Below are 22,166 nucleotides of genomic sequence, written 5' to 3'. Positions count from 1 at the left end.
CCCAATAAAAATGCCCCGATCTCTCGACCGGGGCATTTGTGTCAGCGCAGCTTATATATAAGAAACCTCAGTGCGAAACCGCCCCACTCGCCCCCAACCCGGTCTGCGAACGCACAAACTGCGGGAAGAACAGCGCCCGCTCATTGTCAGCCGCAGTGGACTTGTCAGTGATCGAGAAGAACCAGATCCCAATAAAGGCAATGATCATCGAGAACAGCGCCGGGTACTCATACGGGAAGATCGCCTTCTCGTGCCCCATGATCTGCACCCAGATGGTTGGCCCCAGCACCATCAAGCCAACGGCACTGACCAACCCCAGCCAGCCACCAATCATCGCACCGCGAGTCGTCAACTTCTTCCAGTACATGGAAAGCAGCAGCACCGGGAAGTTGCAGCTCGCCGCGATGGAGAACGCCAGGCCTACCATGAACGCGATGTTCTGTTTCTCGAACAGAATGCCCAGGCCGATCGCCAGCACCGCCAGGGCGATGGTGGTGATTTTCGAGACGCGGATTTCGTCCTTCTCGTTGGCCTTGCCCTTCTTGATCACGCTGGCATACAGGTCATGGGACACCGCCGAGGCACCGGCCAGCGTCAGACCGGCCACCACCGCCAGGATGGTCGCGAACGCCACCGCCGAGATGAAGCCCAGGAAAATACTGCCACCCACCGCATTGGCCAAATGCACCGCCGCCATGTTGTTACCACCCAACAGTGCGCCAGCCGCATCTTTAAAGGCCGGGTTGGTGCTGACCAGCAAGATCGCGCCGAAACCGATGATGAACGTCAGGATGTAGAAGTAGCCAATGAAGCCGGTTGCATACAGCACGCTTTTACGCGCCTCTTTCGCGTCACTCACGGTGAAGAAGCGCATCAGAATGTGCGGCAGGCCAGCGGTACCGAACATCAGCGCCAGGCCGAGGGAGAACGCCGAAACCGGATCTTTCACCAGACCGCCCGGGCTCATGATCGCTTCACCTTTAGGGTGAACCTTGATCGCTTCGGAGAACAGCATGTTGAAGTCGAAGTTGACGTGTTTCATCACCATCAGCGCCATGAACGAGGCACCGGACAGCAACAGCACCGCCTTGATGATCTGTACCCAAGTGGTCGCCAGCATGCCGCCGAACAGCACATACAGGCACATCAGGATACCGACCAGGATCACCGCAACGTGATAGTCCAGGCCGAACAGCAGCTGAATCAGCTTGCCGGCACCGACCATTTGCGCGATCAGGTAGAACGCCACCACCACCAACGAACCGCACGCCGACAGCGAGCGGATCTGGGTTTGCCCCAAGCGATAGGACGCCACGTCGGCAAAGGTGTACTTGCCCAGGTTACGCAGACGCTCGGCGATCAGGAACAGAATGATCGGCCAACCCACCAGGAAGCCGATCGAGTAGATCAGGCCGTCGTAGCCGGAGGTGAACACCAGGGCGGAAATGCCCAGGAAGGACGCCGCGGACATGTAATCACCGGCAATCGCCAGACCATTCTGGAAACCGGTGATCTTGCCACCCGCCGCATAGTAGTCGGCCGCCGATTTGTTGCGCTTGGACGCCCAATAGGTGATGCACAAGGTTGCTCCCACGAACACCACGAACATCATGATCGCGGAGACGTTGAGCGGTTGTTTCTGCACTGCGCCCGTCAGGGCCTCAGCCGCCCAGGCGCCCGGTGCAAAGGCTGCGATGCTCAAGAGAGCGATTAGACGCCGGATCATTGCTGAGCCTCCTTGAGAATCGCATTGTTCAAGTCGTCGAATTCGCCGTTGGCGCGTCGTACGTAGATGCCCGTCAGGATAAAGGCCGAAACAATCAGCCCGACACCGATCGGAATGCCCCAGGTGATAGAAGACTCTGGGCTGATTTTCGCACCCAGAATATGCGGCCCGTAGGCGATCAAAAGGATGAATCCGGAGTACAACCCAAGCATGATCGCTGAAAGAATCCAGGCGAATCGTTCCCTCTTGCTAACCAGCTCCTTGAAGCGCGGGCTGTTTTGAATCGAGAGGTAAATGCTGTCGTTCATTGTTTTTATCCTCGCAGCACAGATTTTAGTTGGAACGTTATCCACTCTATGCGGCTACCGGACAGGTTCCAGACGACCTTAGTATTAGAACGACATGACTGTTCGCCTCACCGTGCCCCCCACAGAAAGCAAAAAGCCCCTTGGCATTTAAGCCAAGGGGCCTTGAGAGGTGTAGACCAAACGCTTCAGCTCAAATCACTTGGTCCAGTCGGCAACGCGATTCGGGTGTTTGGCCACCCAATCCTTCGCTGCGACTTCAGGCTTGGCACCGTCCTGAATCGCCAACATGACTTCGCCGATTTCGTCTTTCGACGCCCACTGGAAGTTCTTCAGGAACTTCGCAACTTCAGGCGCTTTGGTTGCCAGCTCCTTGCTGCCGATGCTGTTCACGGTTTCAGCCGCGCCGTAAACGCCTTTCGGGTCTTCCAGGAAGCGCAGTTTCCACTTGGCGAACATCCAGTGCGGCACCCAACCGGTGACGGCAATGGACTCGTTTTTCTTCTCGGCACGGGTCAGCTCGGCAATCATGCCGGCGCCGGAACTGGCCTTGAGGGTGTAATTGTCCAGGCCGTAATCCTTGATGGCCTGATCGGTCTTGAGCATCACGCCTGAACCGGCGTCGATGCCAACGATACGGCCCTTGAAGCTGTCGTCGGTTTTCAGATCCGCAATAGACTTGGCCTTGACGTACTCCGGCACGATCAGACCAATTTTCGCATCCTTGAAGTTCGGACCATAGTCAACGACCTGATCCTTGTTCTTCGCCCAATATTCGCCGTGAGTCACTGGCAGCCACGCCGACAGCATGGCGTCGAGCTTGCCAGTGGCCACGCCCTGCCACATGATCCCGGTGGCAACGGCTTGCAGCTTCACGTCATAACCGAGTTTCTGTCTGATCACTTCTGCTGCCACGTTGGTCGTGGCGACGCTGTCCGACCAGCCGTCGACATAACCGATAGTCACTGCCTTGCCTTCAGCGCTGGCCATAGTAGAGCTGATCGCCAGCACCAAAGCGGCACCTGCGCCCAAAAGTCGTCGCATCTTCATCGTTACTTCCCCGAAAGTGCTGCACTCGACGGATGCCGAGTCGCTCAACGTATTGTTATGGTGCACAGGCCCCCATCACGCCCACCGCAAACTCGTTCGATCATCAGCACGATTTATCGATGAGAGCACTGACGTGTCGATCATCAACCCGAAGCCAACAGTGACCTGCTCTGCCAGCGACCTCAAGGCATCGAGAAACGACATCAGAAAGCCATTAATCGCATCCGCTAAGAATGCATCGACTATCCCGCCCGAACTTTGCATGTCAAAACCATGCGGGCCACCAAGCGCGGGACAAATACAGGTAACATGCCCGGCTTTGCTCCCAGACGGCCTGAACATGCCCGCGACATCACGTTTCCCATTTTTGGCTTATCTCTTCGCTTGCCTGCTGGGGCTTTTTGCCCTTGGCGGCTTCTGGTACGGCCTCGGCAAACCGGTAATCCTGCCGGATGTAGCCAGCGCAACGCATAAGCTGCAATGCGCCTCCTACACCCCGTTCGACAAGGACCAATCGCCATTCGACGTACCGTTCAAACTGCGCCCCGAGCGCATGGACGCAGACCTGGCACTGCTGGCGACCCGTTTCGAATGCATCCGCACCTATTCCATGACCGGCCTCGAGGCCCTGCCCGATCTGGCGCGCAAGCACGGCTTGAAGCTAATGATTGGCGCCTGGGTCAACAGCAACCCGGTGGACACCGCCAAAGAAGTCGACCTGCTGATCGCCTCGGCCAATGCCAACCCGGATGTGGTGACCGCGGTCATCGTCGGCAACGAAACCCTGCTGCGCAAGGAAGTCACTGGCGCGCAGTTGGCAACGCTGATTAACAAAGTCAAAAGCCAGGTCAAACAGCCGGTGACCTACGCCGACGTCTGGGAGTTCTGGCTCAAACACCCGGAAGTCGCCCCGGCGGTGGATTTCCTGACCATCCATTTATTACCTTACTGGGAAGACGATCCGTCGAATATCGACGCCGCGCTGCAGCATGTAGCCGAAGTACGTCAGGTGTTCGGCAACAAGTTCGCCCCCAAGGACGTAATGATTGGCGAAACCGGTTGGCCGAGCGAAGGTCGTCAGCGCGAAACGGCGCTGCCGAGTCGGGTCAATGAAGCCAAGTTCATTCGTGGTTTTGTCGTCATGGCCGAACAGCAAGGCTGGCATTACAACCTGATCGAGGCTTTTGACCAGCCCTGGAAACGCGCCAGCGAAGGTGCCGTGGGCGGTTATTGGGGACTGTTCGACGCCGATCGCCAGGACAAAGGCGTGCTCGCCGGGCCGGTCTCGAACGTGCCGTACTGGTCGCAATGGCTGGCGGTGGGCGGCTTGATCTTCATCGGTACGCTGATCCTCGGCGGTCGAGTTCGCAGCACCCGCGCGGCGTTGGTGCTGCCATTGCTCGGTGCCTTGGCGGCCTGTTCGATTGGCGCCTGGGGCGACCTGGCCCGTGTCACCACCCGGTTTGCCAGTGAGTGGTTGTGGGTAGCGTTGCTGACGGGGTTGAATCTGTTGGTGCTGGCCCATGCCACGCTGACCTTGAGCGCCCGCACCGGTTGGCGTGGACGCGCCTTCAATGCGCTGGAGCGTCGGGCCGACTGGTGGCTGGCAGCGGCAGGTTTTGCCGCGGCGGTGATGATGCTGGAGCTGGTGTTCGACCCACGTTATCGCAGCTTCCCGAGTGTCGCCTTCATCCTGCCGGCGCTGGTGTACCTGTGCCGCCCGGTGAGCGTGCCGCGTCGGGAAATCGCCGTGCTGACCTTCATCATCGGCGTCGGCATTGCGCCGCAGCTGTTTCGTGAAGGTTTACAGAATCAGCAGGCCTGGGGCTGGGCGCTCGTGAGTATGTTGATGGTCGCGGCGTTGTGGCGCAGTTTGCGGGTTCGCAAGGGCTGATCTTCAGCGTATTCAATGACCCCTTCGCGGGCAAGCCTCGCTCCTACAGGGTTTACGCAATCCTTGTGGGAGCGGGCTTGCCCGCGAAGGCTGACTATCAGACGCTACGAGAAGCCCGGACCAGACGCAAAGCAGCAATCACCAGCGCAAACACCGCCAACGTGGTGGTGTACAACGCCAGCGCCGGAAACCCGAACACCAGCGCCAATACCGCCACCCACCACCCTGCCCGCCCCGGCAGCACAAAACCGGTCACGGCGGCCGCCAATGCCACCCAGCCCAGCACCTTGAAATGAATCATCAAGCCCAGGTTCGAACGCACCTGGCATTCCCAACGACTGGCCTCATCAACGCAGATGCCCACCCATTGAGCATCCTCCATGAAGCCATAACGGGCGCCATAACTGGCGGCCAGCCACAATGGCAGAAGAACGAGCAGCAGAATCACGGGCAGACGGCGGGACATGAAGCACTCCAATAAACGAAATCGGCGGCCAGCTTAATCCCCCGCTCGCGGTAAGCAAATAACATCAATTAACTGTTCACCAAATATCTGCAAAGTGTATCGTCCTGCTACCGTTGCTCCGAAATCAGGCCTGTTTGCTGCCAATGCATGGCACTTTGGCCCAAATCCGATGGTCATAGCCTGCGAACTTCATCCGGCACCTTCCTCTAAGGGATCTAGTCATGCTCCGTTCCTTGCGCTTCGCCGCCCTGTTTGGCGGCTTGCTTTTAAGTGCGTCCGTACTGGCGGCCGACATTGATGCCGCCAGTTATGGCTATCCCCTGACCAACCCGTTCGAGGCGACCATCGCCACGACACCACCGGAGTTGCGCCCGGAATTGCCGTTGGACAGCGATATCAATCAAGAGGATCGCAGCGTCACATTGCGCCCGGAGCGTGAATTCAGCCTGCCGGACAACTTCTGGCCGGTAAAAAAACTCACCTATCGCATTGCCACGCAGGATCATGCCGCGCCGTTGATTTTTCTGATCTCCGGCACCGGTGCACGCTATGACAGCACCCTCAACGAATACCTGAAAAAGCTCTACTACAAGGCCGGCTATCACGTGGTGCAGCTGTCGTCGCCCACCAGCTTCGACTTCATGACCGCCGCCTCGCGTTTTGCCACCCCGGGCGTGACCAAGGAAGATGCTGAAGACATGTACCGGGTGATGCAGGCCGTGCGGGCGCAAAACCCGAAACTGCCGGTCACCGATTATTTCCTGACCGGTTACAGCCTCGGCGCCCTGGATGCGGCCTTTGTTGCGCATCTGGATGAAACCCGTCGCAGCTTCAATTTCAAGAAAGTCTTGCTGCTCAACCCGCCGGTCAACCTTTACACCTCGGTCACCAACCTGGACAAGCTGGTACAGACAGAGGTGAAAGGCATCAACAACACCACCACCTTCTATGAGCTGGTGCTGAACAAACTGACTCGCTACTTCCAGCAGAAGGGCTATATCGACCTCAACGACGCTCTGCTCTACGACTTCCAGCAGTCCAAGCAACACCTGAGCAACGAGCAGATGGCGATGCTGATCGGCACTTCGTTCCGTTTCTCGGCCGCAGACATCGCCTTTACCTCGGACCTGATCAACCGTCGCGGCCTGATCACACCACCGAAATACCCGATCACCGAAGGCACCACCCTCACGCCGTTCCTCAAACGCGCGCTGCAGTGCGACTTCGATTGCTATATCACCGAGCAGGTCATCCCGATGTGGCGCGCCCGCACCGACGGCGGCAGCCTGCTGCAACTGATCGATCAGGTCAGCCTGTATGCACTGAAGGACTACCTGCACGACAGCCCGAAAATCGCCGTCATGCACAACGCCGACGACGTGATCCTCGGCCCTGGCGACCTGGGCTTTCTGCGCCGCACCTTTGGCGACCGTCTGACCGTTTATCCATTGGGCGGCCATTGCGGCAACCTCAACTATCGCGTCAACAGCGACGCCATGCTGGAGTTTTTCCGTGGCTAAATACCTCCTGCTGATCGCAGCATTACTCTGTGCAGGCGTCGCCAATGCCGACAACAGCAAAGCCAATGCCCCAGTGGTGATCGATAAAGACGGCTTCAAGGAACCGCTGAGCAAACTCAAATTCAACCCGGGCCTGGACCAGCGCGAGTTCGAACGCTCATCGCTCAACGCGCTGAACGTCTATGACCCGCTGGAAGAGTGGAACCGCCGCGTTTACCACTTCAACTACCGTTTCGACCAATGGGTGTTCCTGCCTGTGGTCAACGGCTATCGCTACGTCACCCCAAGCTTCCTGCGCTCCGGTGTCAGCAACTTCTTCAACAACCTCGGTGATGTGCCGAACCTGGTGAACAGCCTGCTGCAATTCAAGGGTCAGCGCTCGCTGAACACCACCGCCCGCCTGCTGCTCAACACCACCATCGGTGTCGCCGGCCTGTGGGATCCGGCCACCGCCATGGGCCTGCCGCGCCAGAGCGAAGACTTCGGCCAGACCCTGGGCTTCTACGGCGTACCGGGCGGCGCCTACTTCGTGCTGCCGATCCTCGGCCCATCGAACCTGCGTGACACCGCGGGCCTGGCGGTTGACTACACCGGCGAATCGGCGATCAACTTCCTGAACGTTTCCGAAGTCAGCTCCAACCACCCGGAAATCTGGGTGCTGCGCGCCATCGACAAACGCCATCAGAACAGCTTCCGCTACGGCCAGATGAACACACCGTTCGAGTATGAAAAAGTGCGTTACGTGTATACCGAGGCCCGCAAACTGCAGATCGCCGAGTAACTTCGCCGGTAACAAAAAAGGCCATTCGATTTGCGTCGAATGGCCTTTTTTCATGTGCGGTGCATCAAACACCACAAGGTCAGGCTTTCACCGTTTTCCAGAGCGTGCCGACAGCCATCACCCCCACCAACACCGCCGCACCGGCTACAATCCCGGCCACTGCATTGAGCAATGTCGGCACGATAAACCCGGCCCCACCGGCAGCTGCGGCGACACTCTCGATCCAGTGATGAACCACCGGCACGCCATGGGTCAGAATCCCGCCGCCGACCAGAAACATCGCCGCCGTGCCGATCACCGACAGGCTTTTCATCATGTATGGCGCGGCACTCAGAATCCCGCCGCCAATGCTCTTGGCCATCTGGCCCGGCTTCTGGGTCAGCCACAGGCCAAGGTCGTCGAGTTTGACGATACCGGCCACCAGGCCGTAGACCCCGATAGTCATGACGATGGCAATGCCCGAGAGCACGATCACTTGCTGGGTCAGCGAAGCACCAGCAACAGTGCCCAGGGTGATGGCGATGATTTCCGCCGAGAGGATGAAGTCGGTACGGATCGCCCCTTTGATTTTGTCCTGCTCGAACGCCACCAGATCGACCGCCGGATTGGCCACGGCCTCGACCAGTTCTGCGTGTTCAGCCTGATCTTCGGCTTTGCTGTGCAGAAATTTGTGGGCGAGTTTCTCGAAGCCTTCGAAGCACAGGTAAGCGCCACCGACCATCAGCAACGGTGTAACCAGCCATGGCATGAACGCACTGATGGCCAACGCCGAAGGCACCAGGATCAGCTTGTTGAGAAAAGAGCCCTTGGCCACCGCCCACACCACCGGGATTTCCCGCTCGGCACGCACGCCAGAAACCTGCTGAGCATTGAGCGCCAGATCGTCGCCCAGTACACCGGCGGTCTTCTTCGCGGCCATTTTGGTCATCAACGCCACATCGTCCAGTACAGTGGCGATGTCGTCGATCAGCACCAGCAAACTGCTTCCTGCCATGAATCGGTTTTCCTTCTTGAATGAATGGTGCGCAGCATAACGCGACCCGAGGCCACACGGGGCATTCTTGAGCGCTGCGCGAGGCCGGTGCTACCATGCGCAACCGCCAGAACAGGCAAGGAACTCCTTGGTTTATGAGCACTATCCGCGAGCGCAACAAAGAACTGATCCTGCGTGCCGCCAGTGAAGAATTTGCCGACAAGGGCTTCGCTGCGACCAAAACCAGTGACATCGCGGCCAAGGCCGGGTTGCCCAAGCCCAACGTCTACTACTACTTCAAGTCCAAGGAAAACCTCTACCGCGAGGTCCTGGAAAGCATCATCGAACCAATCCTGCAGGCCTCGACACCGTTCAATGCCGATGGCGTGCCCAGCGAAGTGCTCAGCGGCTACATTCGTTCGAAAATCCGCATCTCCCGCGACCTGCCCTTCGCCTCCAAGGTGTTCGCCAGCGAAATCATGCACGGCGCCCCGCATTTGAGCCCCGACCTGGTCGAGCAGCTCAACGGCCAGGCCAGGCACAACATCGACTGCATCCAGACTTGGATCGACCGCGGCCAGATCGCCCCGATCGACCCAAACCACCTGATGTTCAGCATCTGGGCCGCGACCCAGACCTACGCCGATTTCGACTGGCAAATCTCCGCGGTGACCGGCAAGGCCAAGCTGGATGAGGCCGACTATGAAGCAGCGGCGCAGACGATTATCCGGTTGGTGCTCAAGGGGTGTGAGCCGGACTGATAGACCGAGTGAACCCCCAATCGCGGGCAAGCCCGCTCCCACAAGGATCGAGGGGGTTCACAGATTTTGTGTTCACCTAAAAACCTGTGGGAGCGGGCTTGCCCGCGATCGGGGCGACTCAACTTCAAAGCTTAAAGCCAGACAGCATCCCACAACGGATAGTCGCCAAGTCGCTCTACAAGCCCTGCCTGCATTGGATTCGCCACTACATATCGGGCCATCTTCACCAAGTCTTCTTCTCTCCTCAATGCTCGGTCGTGATAGCCCGGCTGCCAAAGTGGCCCAGTTCTATTACTGGAAAGATTCACCTCTCGAGCACTCAATGACTTGGTTTGACGCATCAGGTTGCTGAGAGAACATTTCTCCAGTTCGACCAGCCAGTGGAAGTGATCAGGCATAACGACCCATGCCAGTGAATTCACTAACCCTGTGTTTTGTGCCTGGCGAAATTGATGAACAACCAACCTGCCCAAAGCGTAATCGGCAAAAACCGGCTTGCGATCAAGTGTATTGGTGGACAGTAAATAGACTCGATTGGGTTCGACATAGCGGCCCGTTCGCAAGCGGTGTGAAGCGGGTAAATCTGGCATTCCTTTGCCTCTTTCATACTGATGTCATGAGAAGGCTAGACCTGTAAATACCAGAGGGTGGGAGCAGACTTTTAGTGGATGTGTCCGCTAGATAGTCATCGCGGGCAAGCCCGCTCCCACAAGTATCGAGGGGGTTCACAGATTTTGTGTTCACCTAAAAAACCTGTGGGAGCGGGCTTGCCCGCGATGACATTCGCTCAGACGCCGCAGCTCAACCAACCACCCCCGCATCCGCCCTCAACCCCTGCCCCTCAATCGCACGAATCGCACACTGCTCGTCAACATCTGACAGATCCCCGCTGATGCCCACCGCCCCCAACACAGCCCCCTGCTGATCCCGAATCAACACGCCGCCCGGTACCGGGACGACGCTGCCCTGTCCCAGGCTATTCAGCGCGGCGAAGAAGGCCGGGCGTTGTTGGGCGTCCTGCGCCAGCAGGCGTGAGCCCTTGCCCAGGGCGATCGCGCCCCAGGCCTTGCCGATGGCGATCTGCGGGCGCAGCAGGCTGGCGCCGTCTTCACGTTGCAGAGTTATCAAGTGCCCGCCGGCGTCCAGCACGGCAACGGTCAATGGCGCGGCAGAGATGGCCCGCCCTGCGGTGATGGCCTGATCAGCCAGGTTGACTGCGACTTTCAAGGTTAAAGCGCTCATGGTGCCGTCCTCATTTTGTTATTGGGAAAGCCGTTGGATTGCTTTGTGTTGCGCAATCCGATACAACAAATAGAACACAATTAATTATTTTTTTGTATACAATAATTCTCGAGAAGCGCGACATGCGACGAAAATCCACAGTTATTTGGGCTTCCGACGAATGAAACAGCCGCTTGAGAAAATGGATTGACCTGCGCCGTCCGCCGTGAATACACTCTGCACAAAGCCACTTGTATACAATTACAAAACGTAAGAGGCACAAAACAATGAGCAAAATGAGAGCAATCGAAGCCGCCGTTCTGGTGATGCGCCGTGAAGGGGTCGATACCGCTTTTGGCATCCCGGGCGCCGCGATCAACCCGCTGTACTCCGCCTTGCAGAAGGTCGGTGGCATCGATCACGTCCTCGCTCGCCACGTTGAAGGCGCCTCGCACATGGCCGAGGGTTACACACGCACCAAGGCCGGCAACATTGGCGTGTGCATCGGCACATCGGGACCGGCCGGTACCGACATGGTCACCGGACTCTACAGCGCCTCGGCCGACTCGATCCCGATCCTGTGCATTACCGGGCAAGCACCGCGTGCTCGCATGCACAAGGAAGACTTCCAGGCCGTCGACATCACCAGCATAGTCAAGCCGGTCACCAAGTGGGCGACCACGGTTCTGGAGCCGGGCCAGGTGCCTTACGCCTTCCAGAAAGCCTTCTATGAGATGCGCTCCGGCCGCCCCGGCCCGGTGCTGATCGACCTGCCGTTCGACGTGCAGATGGCCGAAATCGAATTCGACATCGACGCCTACCAGCCTCTGCCATTGGCCAAGCCGAGCGCGACCCGCGTGCAGGTGGAAAAAGCCCTGGCCATGCTCGACCAGGCTGAACGCCCATTGCTGGTGGCCGGTGGCGGCATCATCAATGCCGACGCCAGCGAGTTGCTGGTGGAGTTCGCCGAGCTGACCGGTATTCCGGTCATCCCGACCCTGATGGGCTGGGGCACCATCCCGGACGATCACCCGCTGATGGTCGGCATGGTCGGTCTGCAAACCTCGCACCGCTACGGCAACGCCACGCTGCTGAAATCGGACGTGGTGCTGGGCGTCGGTAACCGCTGGGCCAACCGTCACACCGGTTCGGTCGACGTTTACACCGAAGGCCGAAAATTCATTCACGTCGACATCGAACCGACCCAGATCGGCCGCGTCTTCACCCCGGACCTGGGCATTGTGTCCGATGCCGCTGCCGCGTTGACCGTGTTCATTGAAGTCGCTCGCGAATGGCAAGCCGCCGGCAAGCTGAAAAACCGCAGCGCCTGGTTGCAAGATTGCCAGCAACGCAAAGCCAGCCTGCAGCGCAAGACTCACTTCGACAACGTGCCGGTCAAGCCGCAACGGGTGTACGAAGAGATGAACCAGGTGTTCGGCAAAGACACCTGCTACGTCAGCACCATCGGCCTGTCGCAGATTGCCGGCGCGCAGTTCCTGCACGTCTACAAACCGCGTCACTGGATCAACTGCGGTCAGGCCGGCCCATTGGGCTGGACCATTCCGGCAGCGCTCGGCGTGGTCAAGGCTGATCCGACCCGCAAGGTGGTGGCGCTCTCGGGCGACTACGACTTCCAGTTCATGATCGAAGAACTGGCGGTGGGCGCACAGTTCAAGCTGCCGTACATCCACGTCGTGGTGAACAACTCGTACCTGGGGTTGATCCGTCAGGCGCAGCGCGGTTTCGACATGGACTACTGCGTCCAGCTGTCCTTCGACAACCTCAACGCTCCGGAGCTCAACGGCTACGGTGTCGATCACGTCGCGGTCGCCGAAGGCCTGGGTTGCAAGGCGCTGCGGGTATTCGAACCGGGTCAGATCCAGCCTGCCCTGCGCAAGGCTCAGGAGATGATCGAAGAGTTCAAGGTGCCGGTGATCGTCGAGATCATTCTGGAGCGCGTGACCAACATTTCCATGGGCACCGAGATCAACGCCGTCAACGAATTCGAAGACCTGGCGCTGGTCGGCAACGATGCGCCAACGGCGATTTCGTTGCTCGATTAAGAATGACCTGACACCTGCTACAGGCACATATTTTTACAGGAGATCACCATGCCGCGTTTCGCAGCCAACCTGTCCATGCTGTTCACCGAGCAGGATTTTCTTGCCCGTTTCGACGCTGCCGCCAAGGCCGGTTTCAGCGGTGTCGAATACCTGTTCCCCTATGACTTCAGCTCTGCCGACATCAAGGCCAGGCTCGATGCCAATGGCTTGACCCAGGTGCTGTTCAACCTGCCGGCCGGTGACTGGGCCAAGGGCGAGCGTGGCATCGCTTGCCTGCCGGATCGGGTCGAAGAATTCCGCGCCGGTGTCGACCTGGCCATCGCCTACGCCCAAGTGCTGGGCAACACCCAGGTCAACTGCCTGGCCGGTATTCGTCCACAAGGCGGCGACGAGGCCACCGTGGAAAAAACCTTCGTCGCCAACCTCAAGTACGCGGCGGACAAGCTGCAAGCGGTGGGCATCAAACTGGTGATGGAAGCGATCAACACCCGCGACATTCCGGGCTTCTACCTGAACAACACGGCGCAAGCCCTATCGATTCGCGAACAGGTCGGCAGCGCCAACCTGTTCCTGCAATACGACATCTATCACATGCAAATCATGGAAGGCGACCTGGCCCGCACCATGGCCGCGCACCTGGACGAGATCAACCACGTGCAATTGGCGGACAACCCAGGGCGCAACGAACCGGGCACCGGTGAAATCAACTACCGCTTCCTGTTCGAACACCTGGACCGCATCGGTTATCAGGGTTGGGTCGGCTGTGAATACAAGCCGCTGACCACGACTGAAGCGGGTCTGGGCTGGTTGAAAACGCATAACGCAATCTGACGTGTGGCGAGGGGGCTTGCCCCCGTTCGGCTGCGAAGCAGTCGTAAAACCTGCACACGCGCTCTACCTGATTCACTGCGCAAACAGTTTTGGGGCCGCTTCGCGACCCAACGGGGGCAAGCCCCCTCGCCACAAAGAGCTCATCGGTCCAGAGCCGGGAGCCACACAAAAAACAAGAGGATTTTCTCATGGCTAAAATCGGATTTATCGGCACCGGCATCATGGGCCACCCAATGGCGTTGAACCTGCAGAAAGCCGGTCACAGCCTGTTCCTGTCGGCGCACCACGACGCCGCACCTGCCGACCTGGTGGCTGCTGGCGCCGTCGCGCTGGCCAACCCGAAAGAAGTCGCCCAGGAAGCCGAATTCATCATCGTCATGGTGCCGGATACCCCGCAGGTCGATGACGTGCTGTTCCGCGCCGACGGTGTTGCGGCGGGCGTCAGCAAGGGCAAAGTCGTGATCGACATGAGCTCGATCTCGCCGACGGCCACCAAAACCTTCGCCGCCAAAATCAACGAAAAAGGCGCGCAATACCTCGACGCCCCGGTCTCCGGCGGTGAAGTCGGCGCCAAGGCTGCGACCCTGAGCATCATGGTCGGCGGCGAGGCCGATGCCTTCGAACGCGCCCTGCCGCTGTTCCAGGCCATGGGCAAGAACATCACCCTGGTCGGTGGCAACGGCGACGGGCAAACCGCGAAAGTGGCGAACCAGATCATCGTCGCGCTGAACATCCAGGCCGTGGCTGAAGCGCTGCTGTTCGCTTCAAAAAACGGCGCCGACCCAGCGAAGGTGCGTGAAGCGCTGATGGGTGGCTTCGCCTCGTCAAAGATCCTCGAAGTGCACGGCGAACGCATGATCAAAGGCACCTTCGACCCGGGCTTCCGCATCAGCCTGCACCAGAAGGACCTGAACCTGGCCCTGGCCGGTGCGCGCGAGCTGAACATCAACCTGCCGAACACCGCCAATGCCCAGCAAGTGTTCAGCACCTGCGCGGCCATCGGTGGCAGCAACTGGGACCACTCGGCGCTGATCAAGGGCCTGGAACACATGGCGAATTTCTCGATTCGCGATAAGTAAGCCCGATCTGAAGCTGGCTCGGTCCCTGTGGGAGCTGGCTTGTCTGCGATGGCATCACCTCGGTCTGCCTGAAAGACCGTGTCGCCTGAATCGCAGGCAAGCCAGCTCCCACAAGGATCGCGCCGCAACACCTGCTGTCGTCTTATCCCCATAACAAGAATTCCGGGAGCCCGCCATGTCGGTCGATCCGCAACAATTGCTGCGCGAGCTGTTTGCCACAGCCATCGACGCGGCCCATCCGCAGCACGTCCTTGAAGCCCATTTGCCAACCGACCGCAGCGGTCGGGTGATCGTCATCGGTGCCGGTAAAGCCGCCGCAGCCATGGCCCAGGTGGTCGAGCGCTGCTGGCGGGGTGAAGTGACAGGCCTGGTGGTGACCCGCTACGGCCACGGCGCCCCGTGCGAAAAAATCGAAGTGGTCGAAGCCGCGCATCCGGTGCCGGACGCTGCCGGTCTGGCCGTCGCGAAACGGGTTCTGGAGCTGGTCAGCAACCTGAGCGAAGACGACCGTGTGATCTTCCTGCTCTCGGGCGGCGGCTCTGCCCTGCTCGCCTTGCCCGCCGCCGGCATCACCCTGGCCGACAAGCAATCGATCAACAAGGCCCTGCTCAAATCCGGCGCGACCATCGGCGAGATGAACTGCGTGCGCAAGCACCTCTCGGCGATCAAGGGCGGGCGCCTGGGCAAAGCCTGCTGGCCGGCCACGGTTTACACCTATGCGATTTCCGATGTGCCGGGCGATCTCGCCACCGTCATCGCCTCCGGCCCCACCGTGGCCGACCCGAGCACCTCGGCTGAAGCGTTGGCGATCCTCAAGCGTTATGCCATCGAAGTCCCGGCCTCGGTGCGCAACTGGCTGCAAAGCCCCGAGTCGGAAACGGTCAAACCCGGCGATCCGAGCCTGGCCCGCAGTCATTTCCAATTGATCGCCCGCCCGCAGCAGTCACTGGAAGCGGCGGCGGTGAAAGCCCGTCAGGCCGGTTTCAGCCCGTTGATTCTCGGCGACCTGGAAGGTGAATCCCGGGAAGTGGCGAAGGTCCACGCCGGCATTGCGCGGCAGATCGTCCAGCACGGTCAACCGCTGGCGGCGCCGTGCGTGATTCTGTCCGGTGGCGAAACCACCGTCACCGTGCGCGGCAATGGCCGTGGCGGGCGCAACGCCGAATTCCTGCTGAGCCTGACCGACAGCCTCAAAGGCCTGCCCGGCGTCTACGCCCTGGCCGGTGACACCGACGGCATCGACGGCTCCGAAGACAACGCCGGCGCCCTCATGACCCCGGACAGCTACGCCCGCGCCGCCGCTCTCGGCCTCGCTGCCTGCGATGAGTTGGACAACAACAATGGCTACGGCTATTTCGCGGCGCTGGATGCGCTGATCGTCACCGAGCCGACCCGCACCAACGTCAACGACTTCCGCGCCATCCTGATTCTCGAGAGCCCTAAACATGACGCCTGACAAGAAGGTCAAAATCCTCGCCACCCTCGGTCCCGCCACCGACGGGATCGACGATATCCGTGAACTGGTGCGGGCCGGGGTCAATATCTTTCGCCTGAACTTCAGCCACGGCGATCATGCCGACCATGCGCAGCGCTATCAGTGGATTCGTGAAGTCGAGCGCCAGTTGAATTATCCGCTGGGGATTCTGATGGACCTGCAAGGCCCGAAACTGCGGGTCGGCACATTCGCCCAAGGCAAAGTGCAGCTGCATCGTGGCCAGGCATTGCGCCTGGATCTGGATGCGACGCCGGGGGATCAGCGCCGGGTCAACCTGCCCCACCCGGAAATCATCGCCGCGCTGGAGCCCGGCATGGACCTGCTGCTGGACGACGGCAAGTTGCGCCTGCGGGTGGTGACCAAGTACACCGATGCCATCGACACCACGGTGCTCAATGGCGGCGAGCTGTCGGATCGCAAAGGCGTCAACGTGCCACAAGCGGTGCTCGACCTGAGCCCGTTGACCGCCAAGGACCGTCGCGACTTGAGCTTCGGCCTGGAGTTGGGTGTGGACTGGGTCGCGCTGTCGTTCGTGCAACGCCCGGAAGACATCCGCGAAGCCCGTGCGCTGATCGGCGACAAAGCCTTTCTGATGGCGAAGATCGAGAAGCCGTCGGCCGTGACGCAACTGCGGGAAATCGCGGAGTTGAGCGATGCGATCATGGTCGCGCGCGGTGACCTGGGCGTGGAAGTGCCGGCCGAAAGCGTGCCGCAGATTCAGAAAAACATCATCAGCACCTGCCGCCAACTCGGCAAACCGGTGGTGGTGGCGACGCAGATGCTGGAGTCGATGTGCTTCTCCCCAGCCCCGACCCGCGCCGAAGTCACAGACGTTGCCAACGCGGTGGCTGAAGGCGCGGACGCGGTGATGCTGTCGGCCGAAACCGCGTCCGGCGAGTACCCGCTGGAAGCCGTGCAGATGATGAGCAAGATCATCCGTCAGGTGGAAAACGGCCCGGATTATCAGACCCAACTGGACGTGAGCCGGCCAAAAGCCGAGGCCACGGTGTCGGACGCGATCAGCTGCGCGATCCGCCGCATCAGCAACGTGCTGCCGGTGGCGGTGCTGGTGAACTACAGCGAGTCCGGCACGTCAAGCCTGCGGGCGGCGCGGGAACGGCCGACGGTGCCGATCCTCAACCTGACGCCGAATCTGCAAACCGCACGGCGTTTGACGGTGGCGTGGGGTGTGCACTCGGTGGTCAATGACCGACTGCGGCAGGTGGATGAAGTGTGCTCGACGGCGCTGGAGATTGCGCAGGCACAGGGGATGGCTCAGCGTGGGGATACGTTGTTGATTACGGCGGGCGTGCCGTTCGGGCAGCCGGGATCGACCAATTCGTTGCGCATCGAGACATTAATCTGACCCCCTCACAATGATCGTTCCCACGCTCTGCGTGGGAACGATCTGTACTGACTGCCCCCATCATGCCTGCCCACCACTTCAACACCCACTGCCCCGACTGGGCCACCGCCCTGCTCAACGGCTTCAGCCAGATTTTCCTCCAGCGCCATCCGCTGTGCGGGCTACTGTGTCTGTTGGCGATTCTGTTCACCGCGCCAACCTTGCTCGTAGGTGCGCTGCTGGGCGGTGTCGCCGGGTTGCTCACCGCGCAACGTCGCGGCTATGCCAAGGCCAATCGTCAGGCCGGACTGTTCAGTTACAACGGCATTTTGCTCGGGCTGTTGCTGAGCCTGTATTTCCCATGGTCAGCGCTGCTGCCCCCGCTGATCATCGCCTGCGGCGGCCTGAGTGCGATGCTCACCCAGCAATGGCTCAAAGGCGCTGGCGATCATCCATGTCTACCGGCCTACACCGCACCATTCGTTGGGTTGAGTTGGCTGTTGCTCGGCTTTGCCGCACCACAGCAACCCGTTCCGCTGATCGAACCGAACACCCTCAACCTGCTCGCCGCCGAATTGAAAGGCCTGGGGCAAGTCATGTTTCTCGGCCATCCCCTGGCCGGCGCGCTGATTGCCGCCGGGTTGCTGCTTGCCGACCGCCGCGCCTTTGTGTGGGCGCTGCTCGGCTCCGCCGCCGGCCTCGGTTTCGCCCTGTTGCATCACGATACTTCCAGCGCCTTGCAGGGTTTGAGCGGCTACAACCCAGTGCTCGCCGCCCTCGCGCTCAGTACGCAACGCCGCCAACCGTGGCTGCCGCTGCTCGGGATTCTGCTGGCGTTATTGCTCACACCCGGGTTTGCCGCATTGGGTCTGGCAACGCTGACGGCGCCGTTCATTCTTGCCTGCTGGCTGGTTCATGCTGGCATCAGCGTGCTGCGCCAGGCTGCTGCCGACGCCTTGCGCTATTGATCGACGATTCAATCGGTGGCATCTGAAAGGGCTGAATCTGCATTCAACGCAATGGATCAGTCTCACAAGCCATCGGCAGCTCCGACCGCGCGCCCCAACTTTCATCGTATCCCTGATCGTGGGTGGCGAGGGTTTCGACGGCTTCCAGGCATTTTCCCTGAAGCTGCGTGGTGTAGAACTGGAGCATTTGAGGCGGCACGACCTTGTCATTCAAACCAATGAAATGACGTTGCGGGAGCGCACGCAACTTGTCGCGAAACTGCAGAGGTGTCACCGGCTTCGAGAATGGCGTGAGCTGCATCAGCTCCGCCCACTTTACCGGGTCGAGATTCCCGGCAATTGTTTGCACTTGAGTGACGTCGTTACGAGTCCCCGCAAGGACCAAGGCAATCGCTGCGCCGCCCGAATATCCGACCAGTTCGAACTGCTCCACTGCAAAGCGGCTTTTCAGACGATCGAGGGCTGCGCTCATGGCCTCTATGACTGATGAGTTGAAACGACCGGATGTCCATAAATCAGTGTTGCAACCCGGCGATGTCACGAACTGACAAGGGCGCGCCAGATAGGCACGGCCCCCCCGATCTCCAGCGGCCAATTTCGCCATCAAGGACGCGTGAGGGGTCGGGTCGATACTCGGTTGAGATCGTGTCGCCCATGCCCGACCATCGCCTTCAATGTAAACACGCAGATGCTTGTAGCCCCCTGGTGGCGGTAGCAAGGCCATGAGTGTGTAAGGTGAACTATCGAGCGTGCCAGGAGTAAGCGAGGAGCCTTGACTTACCGCCTGCAAATCGACTTTACCCGAGCATCCGCTAAGCCCGAGGACCGCGAAGCCGATAGCGGCCAGTGTTTTAAACATGGTTTTAACCTGTTGATCAGACGCAACGATCCGCCCGCGCGAACCGTTGCGATCCAGTCAATCAAAAAGCGTAGCGCGCTTCAACGGTAAAGGTGTCGGCGTTAAAACCGGTCTTCGTTTGATAGCCATAATTGGTCCCCAGGGTTAGAGCATCAATTTGATACTTCACCCCTATACGACCTTCATAACTATCACGCACCGGACTGGCTCCGGCGACAATGAAAGGCGAGCCTCCCAAGATGAAACTGGAGGTCTGATTGATCTGGTCACCGATAAAGTCGTGGTAAGCCATCACGCTCGCTTCAGGTGTGAGGGTGCCATTGAGCAATGGCACGTCAGCGGCCATTCGCAACCCGGCGCCCAACTCGCCAATTTCGAAGCGCTGGGCATTGGAGTGCAAGGCGGCCGATGAGCCATGCTCATTAAAGCTGTCCAGCTGAATATTGGTGTAACGTGCGGCGACACGCGGTTCGACAATCAGTTGGTCAGTGAGTTTGAAGGTATAACCGCTCAAGGCACTCAGTGCCCATGCGTCACTGTTGTAGCTGGCTTTGGCCGCGCTATCGGCAATATAACGTTTGCTGTCATTGTCATTGCGCCCATAACTGAGGCTGCCATCGACAAACCAGTTGCGCAGATCCCAGCTACCGTACAGCGTCAATGCCTGGCCCTGTACATCGGTTTTATTTCCAGTATCGGAGGTGACGTTGGTATTCAGATACGAATAGGCCAGCCCCACGGTGGAGTTGGCATTCAGCTTGCCGTCCGCCCCGACAGCAATACCGCTGCTGTTGGCCGAATAACCGGCGACTGCATCACGGCTGTCCTGATCCTGGTTGCTGCTCAACCCCTGAACCCACACGCCGGTATCTGTCAGCGAATCCCCAGATGAGAGCCCCGAGCGCAGGCCGGACACGCGGTTGTTGATCGCTCCATTCATCATTGCCTGACCCGATACTGCCGCATTGACCGCCCCACGGCTGACTTCCGGCGCCAGCTGCTCACCGAGCTTCGCCAGCGCCTCTTGGGAAGAGGCGTTGGCAAAGGCTTTGAAGACCGCATCATCACTGTTCAATTGTCCCAGCGGGCCATTCTTGAAGCGATTGAGGATCTGGCGGGTGCTGCGGGAGGTGCCAATATTCCCCTGCTCTTCATCCACCTGACTGTCACTTTTCAGTGTGACCAGCGCATTGACGGTCTGGGCATCGGTTGTATAGCTGGCGACGTTCAACAACGAGGACGAACTGGTCACACTCAACCCGTTGTTCTGCAGGCTGCCGGCCTTGACCAGCGTGTATTGAGTGCCGGCAGCGGTCGGTGTGAAATCACCTGGTTTGGCATTCAACGTCACTGTGGAGGACTGGGCGAAGGTAGCCTTGCCGTCCACCGTCAAATAAGGCGTACCGGGGGTGACGCGATCCGAAAGCAACATATCGATACCACTGTTGGCTCCGACGTTCAGGTCACCGGTAATCACGACGCCCTGATTTTGCAGATTCAGAGAGCCTGACGTCACAGATACCGTACTGCCAATTTTACTACCGGTGTAATTGGCTTGACCCGCAACATTCACCCCATTGAGATTGAGCAGATCGCCCTTGATTGCACCGCCGGTCCAGTTCAGTTGCGCCAACCCTGCGCCATCGATAGCCGCCGCATGATTGCTGCGAATTTCGCCACCTTGCTGGTTGATCTCGAACGCTGATACCTGGTCCGCATCGACCCGGATCGCAACACCGTCCGCAATGATATTGCCGGAGTTGATAATGCCCCGAGCGCCAGACACAGCATTCTGCGTGAAAGTGGCACCCCCGAGCTTGATGCCAACGGCGTCTTCACCCGATGCCTCAATAGTCCCGGTGTTGAGCAAATAATCGACTGAACCATCCAAAAACCCGATAGCCTCGGCGTTCTTGCCGACGCTCATGATCGAGCCGCTGTTCTCGATCCTCAACGCGCTGGTTTGGGTCTCGACATGAAAAGCGGAGGCGTTCTGACCCGTGGCACGAATCGTTCCTGAGTTGAGAAGCTTGCCGGCGATGCTCACGGGTTGCCCGGAATGGGAATCCAGAATCAGCCCCACGGCATAGTTGCCCTGCACGTCGACAACACCACTGTTGATCAGATCGCCGCCAATAGTGGTCCCATGGAGGTAGATACCCTCAGGCTCGCCATAGATATTGGCTCCCGATGCCTGGGTGATGGAGACAGTCCCGGCGTTGATGACATTGCCGGTGATAGTGGTATTGGCGATCTCGATTCCCTCAGCGCTATTCACGTTGGAAAGAGAAAGCTTGCCGGCATTGATGAAGTCACCCTGAATGTTGCTGCCGCTGGTGTTGCGGAAACTGACATCCAGTCCGATCCCGGTCACTGTCGCGCCTTGAGCGTCGAAAGTGAAGTCGCCCCGGTTAATGAGTGAGCCCGCGACAGTGTTCTGGAAGAACGTGACACCTGTGTTGTCCGTATTGCTCTGGCGGGTTCGTTGCCCGGTCAGGGTCAAGGTTTCACTGAGGGGTTGACCCGTCCAGTCCTTGAAACCCTGGCTCAGGTCGTACTCGCTGGCAAATGCCTGAACGGTCGAAGCACTGACAACCATTGCCAGCACGCTCTTCTTGAAAAACTTATTATCCATATCACTTCCGTGAGGTTCTGAAATCCATCGCCTGAAATCCAAGCCGCACATCAAGACAAAGGGTTTTGGTCTGTGGGAAGTCGATATATCGACGAGATAGTCAATTTCTTAAGCCATGAACGGCCAGGACCGGCTGGACATGGCGTACCCAGCGTCCAGCTTGCGCAATCCTCGCCAATCACCCAGGCTTCTCT

Annotated in this window: 19 protein-coding genes; 10 read left to right on the top strand and 9 right to left on the bottom strand. The window is 59.3% G+C overall.

Translation table 11 applies throughout. The annotated features are described in order from the left end of the window. Positions 1-67: 67 nt before the first annotated feature. The 3 genes from J3D54_RS16755 to J3D54_RS16745 form a co-directional block, all read right to left on the bottom strand. Positions 68-1,726 (bottom strand): cation acetate symporter, encoded by a 1,659-nt coding sequence (locus J3D54_RS16755; protein WP_253420297.1) that lies wholly within the window; start codon positions 1,724-1,726, stop codon positions 68-70. Further along, positions 1,723-2,034: a DUF485 domain-containing protein gene (locus tag J3D54_RS16750; RefSeq protein WP_008026759.1), complete on the bottom strand. Its 312-nt coding sequence runs from the start codon at positions 2,032-2,034 to the stop codon at positions 1,723-1,725. Before J3D54_RS16750 ends, J3D54_RS16755 begins: the two co-directional genes overlap by 4 nt. Before the next feature lie 195 nt (positions 2,035-2,229). Continuing rightward, complete coding sequence (locus J3D54_RS16745; protein ID WP_253420294.1) at positions 2,230-3,081, bottom strand: glycine betaine ABC transporter substrate-binding protein; 852 nt, start codon at positions 3,079-3,081, stop codon at positions 2,230-2,232. 298 nt (positions 3,082-3,379) lie between these two features. On the opposite strand from J3D54_RS16745, the gene J3D54_RS16740 reads away from it, so the two are divergent. Beyond that, positions 3,380-4,975 carry a beta (1-6) glucans synthase gene (locus J3D54_RS16740; RefSeq protein ID WP_253426645.1) on the top strand — a complete coding sequence of 532 codons (1,596 nt, stop codon included), beginning with the start codon at positions 3,380-3,382 and terminating at the stop codon, positions 4,973-4,975. 97 nt (positions 4,976-5,072) lie between these two features. Here the strand turns inward: J3D54_RS16740 and J3D54_RS16735 are convergent, their stop codons facing one another. Continuing rightward, positions 5,073-5,441: a hypothetical protein gene (locus J3D54_RS16735; RefSeq protein WP_253420291.1), complete on the bottom strand. Its 369-nt coding sequence runs from the start codon at positions 5,439-5,441 to the stop codon at positions 5,073-5,075. A gap of 221 nt (positions 5,442-5,662) precedes the next feature. Here J3D54_RS16735 and J3D54_RS16730 point away from each other — a divergent pair, with 221 nt between their 5' ends. Together J3D54_RS16730 and J3D54_RS16725 are read left to right on the top strand one after the other, a co-directional pair. Then, positions 5,663-6,961 (top strand): serine/threonine protein kinase, encoded by a 1,299-nt coding sequence (locus J3D54_RS16730; RefSeq protein ID WP_253420288.1) that lies wholly within the window; start codon positions 5,663-5,665, stop codon positions 6,959-6,961. Continuing rightward, a complete protein-coding gene (locus J3D54_RS16725; protein ID WP_253420285.1) occupies positions 6,954-7,742 on the top strand; it encodes a VacJ family lipoprotein in 789 nt (262 codons plus the stop codon). The genes J3D54_RS16730 and J3D54_RS16725 overlap by 8 nt, the downstream gene beginning before the upstream one ends. Positions 7,743-7,821: 79 nt before the next feature. Here the strand turns inward: J3D54_RS16725 and J3D54_RS16720 are convergent, their stop codons facing one another. Then, the gene (locus J3D54_RS16720) at positions 7,822-8,736 is read right to left on the bottom strand and encodes a DUF808 domain-containing protein (protein WP_253420281.1); all 915 of its coding nucleotides are present in this window, start codon (positions 8,734-8,736) and stop codon (positions 7,822-7,824) included. Between the two features lie 134 nt (positions 8,737-8,870). Between J3D54_RS16720 and J3D54_RS16715 the strand changes: the two genes are divergently transcribed. Continuing rightward, a complete protein-coding gene (locus tag J3D54_RS16715; protein WP_007939160.1) occupies positions 8,871-9,476 on the top strand; it encodes a TetR/AcrR family transcriptional regulator in 606 nt (201 codons plus the stop codon). Positions 9,477-9,607: 131 nt separating this feature from the next. Here J3D54_RS16715 and J3D54_RS16710 read toward each other — a convergent pair whose 3' ends face one another. Both J3D54_RS16710 and J3D54_RS16705 read right to left on the bottom strand, forming a co-directional pair. After that, positions 9,608-10,066, bottom strand: a complete 459-nt coding sequence (locus tag J3D54_RS16710; protein ID WP_253420279.1) for a transposase — start codon at positions 10,064-10,066, stop codon at positions 9,608-9,610. 211 nt (positions 10,067-10,277) lie between these two features. Next, positions 10,278-10,718: a heme-binding protein gene (locus J3D54_RS16705; protein ID WP_253420277.1), complete on the bottom strand. Its 441-nt coding sequence runs from the start codon at positions 10,716-10,718 to the stop codon at positions 10,278-10,280. 266 nt (positions 10,719-10,984) lie between these two features. Here J3D54_RS16705 and gcl point away from each other — a divergent pair, with 266 nt between their 5' ends. From gcl to J3D54_RS16675, 6 genes are all read left to right on the top strand, one after another. Further along, positions 10,985-12,760 (top strand): glyoxylate carboligase, encoded by a 1,776-nt coding sequence (gcl, locus tag J3D54_RS16700; protein ID WP_253420275.1) that lies wholly within the window; start codon positions 10,985-10,987, stop codon positions 12,758-12,760. 48 nt (positions 12,761-12,808) lie between these two features. Beyond that, positions 12,809-13,591 (top strand): hydroxypyruvate isomerase, encoded by a 783-nt coding sequence (gene hyi / locus J3D54_RS16695; protein ID WP_253420273.1) that lies wholly within the window; start codon positions 12,809-12,811, stop codon positions 13,589-13,591. Positions 13,592-13,779: 188 nt separating this feature from the next. After that, a complete protein-coding gene (locus J3D54_RS16690) occupies positions 13,780-14,670 on the top strand; it encodes a 2-hydroxy-3-oxopropionate reductase (protein ID WP_253420271.1) in 891 nt (296 codons plus the stop codon). A gap of 175 nt (positions 14,671-14,845) precedes the next feature. Further along, complete coding sequence (locus J3D54_RS16685; RefSeq protein ID WP_253420269.1) at positions 14,846-16,126, top strand: glycerate kinase; 1,281 nt, start codon at positions 14,846-14,848, stop codon at positions 16,124-16,126. Next, positions 16,116-17,531 carry a pyruvate kinase gene (gene pyk, locus J3D54_RS16680; protein WP_253420266.1) on the top strand — a complete coding sequence of 472 codons (1,416 nt, stop codon included), beginning with the start codon at positions 16,116-16,118 and terminating at the stop codon, positions 17,529-17,531. The genes J3D54_RS16685 and pyk overlap by 11 nt, the downstream gene beginning before the upstream one ends. A gap of 62 nt (positions 17,532-17,593) precedes the next feature. Beyond that, the gene (locus J3D54_RS16675) at positions 17,594-18,478 is read left to right on the top strand and encodes an urea transporter (RefSeq protein ID WP_253420262.1); all 885 of its coding nucleotides are present in this window, start codon (positions 17,594-17,596) and stop codon (positions 18,476-18,478) included. A 43-nt stretch (positions 18,479-18,521) separates the two neighbouring features. Here J3D54_RS16675 and J3D54_RS16670 read toward each other — a convergent pair whose 3' ends face one another. Next, the gene (locus J3D54_RS16670; protein ID WP_253420259.1) at positions 18,522-19,337 is read right to left on the bottom strand and encodes a serine hydrolase family protein; all 816 of its coding nucleotides are present in this window, start codon (positions 19,335-19,337) and stop codon (positions 18,522-18,524) included. Positions 19,338-19,398: 61 nt separating this feature from the next. Continuing rightward, positions 19,399-21,972 carry an autotransporter domain-containing protein gene (locus J3D54_RS16665; protein ID WP_253420256.1) on the bottom strand — a complete coding sequence of 858 codons (2,574 nt, stop codon included), beginning with the start codon at positions 21,970-21,972 and terminating at the stop codon, positions 19,399-19,401. Positions 21,973-22,166 lie beyond the last annotated feature (194 nt).

It is taken from the genome of Pseudomonas sp. GGS8 (assembly GCF_024168645.1).
Taxonomy (GTDB): domain Bacteria; phylum Pseudomonadota; class Gammaproteobacteria; order Pseudomonadales; family Pseudomonadaceae; genus Aquipseudomonas.
The sequence above is the reverse complement of the archived record's forward strand: the minus strand, read 5'-3'. Positions and strand labels throughout refer to the sequence as shown.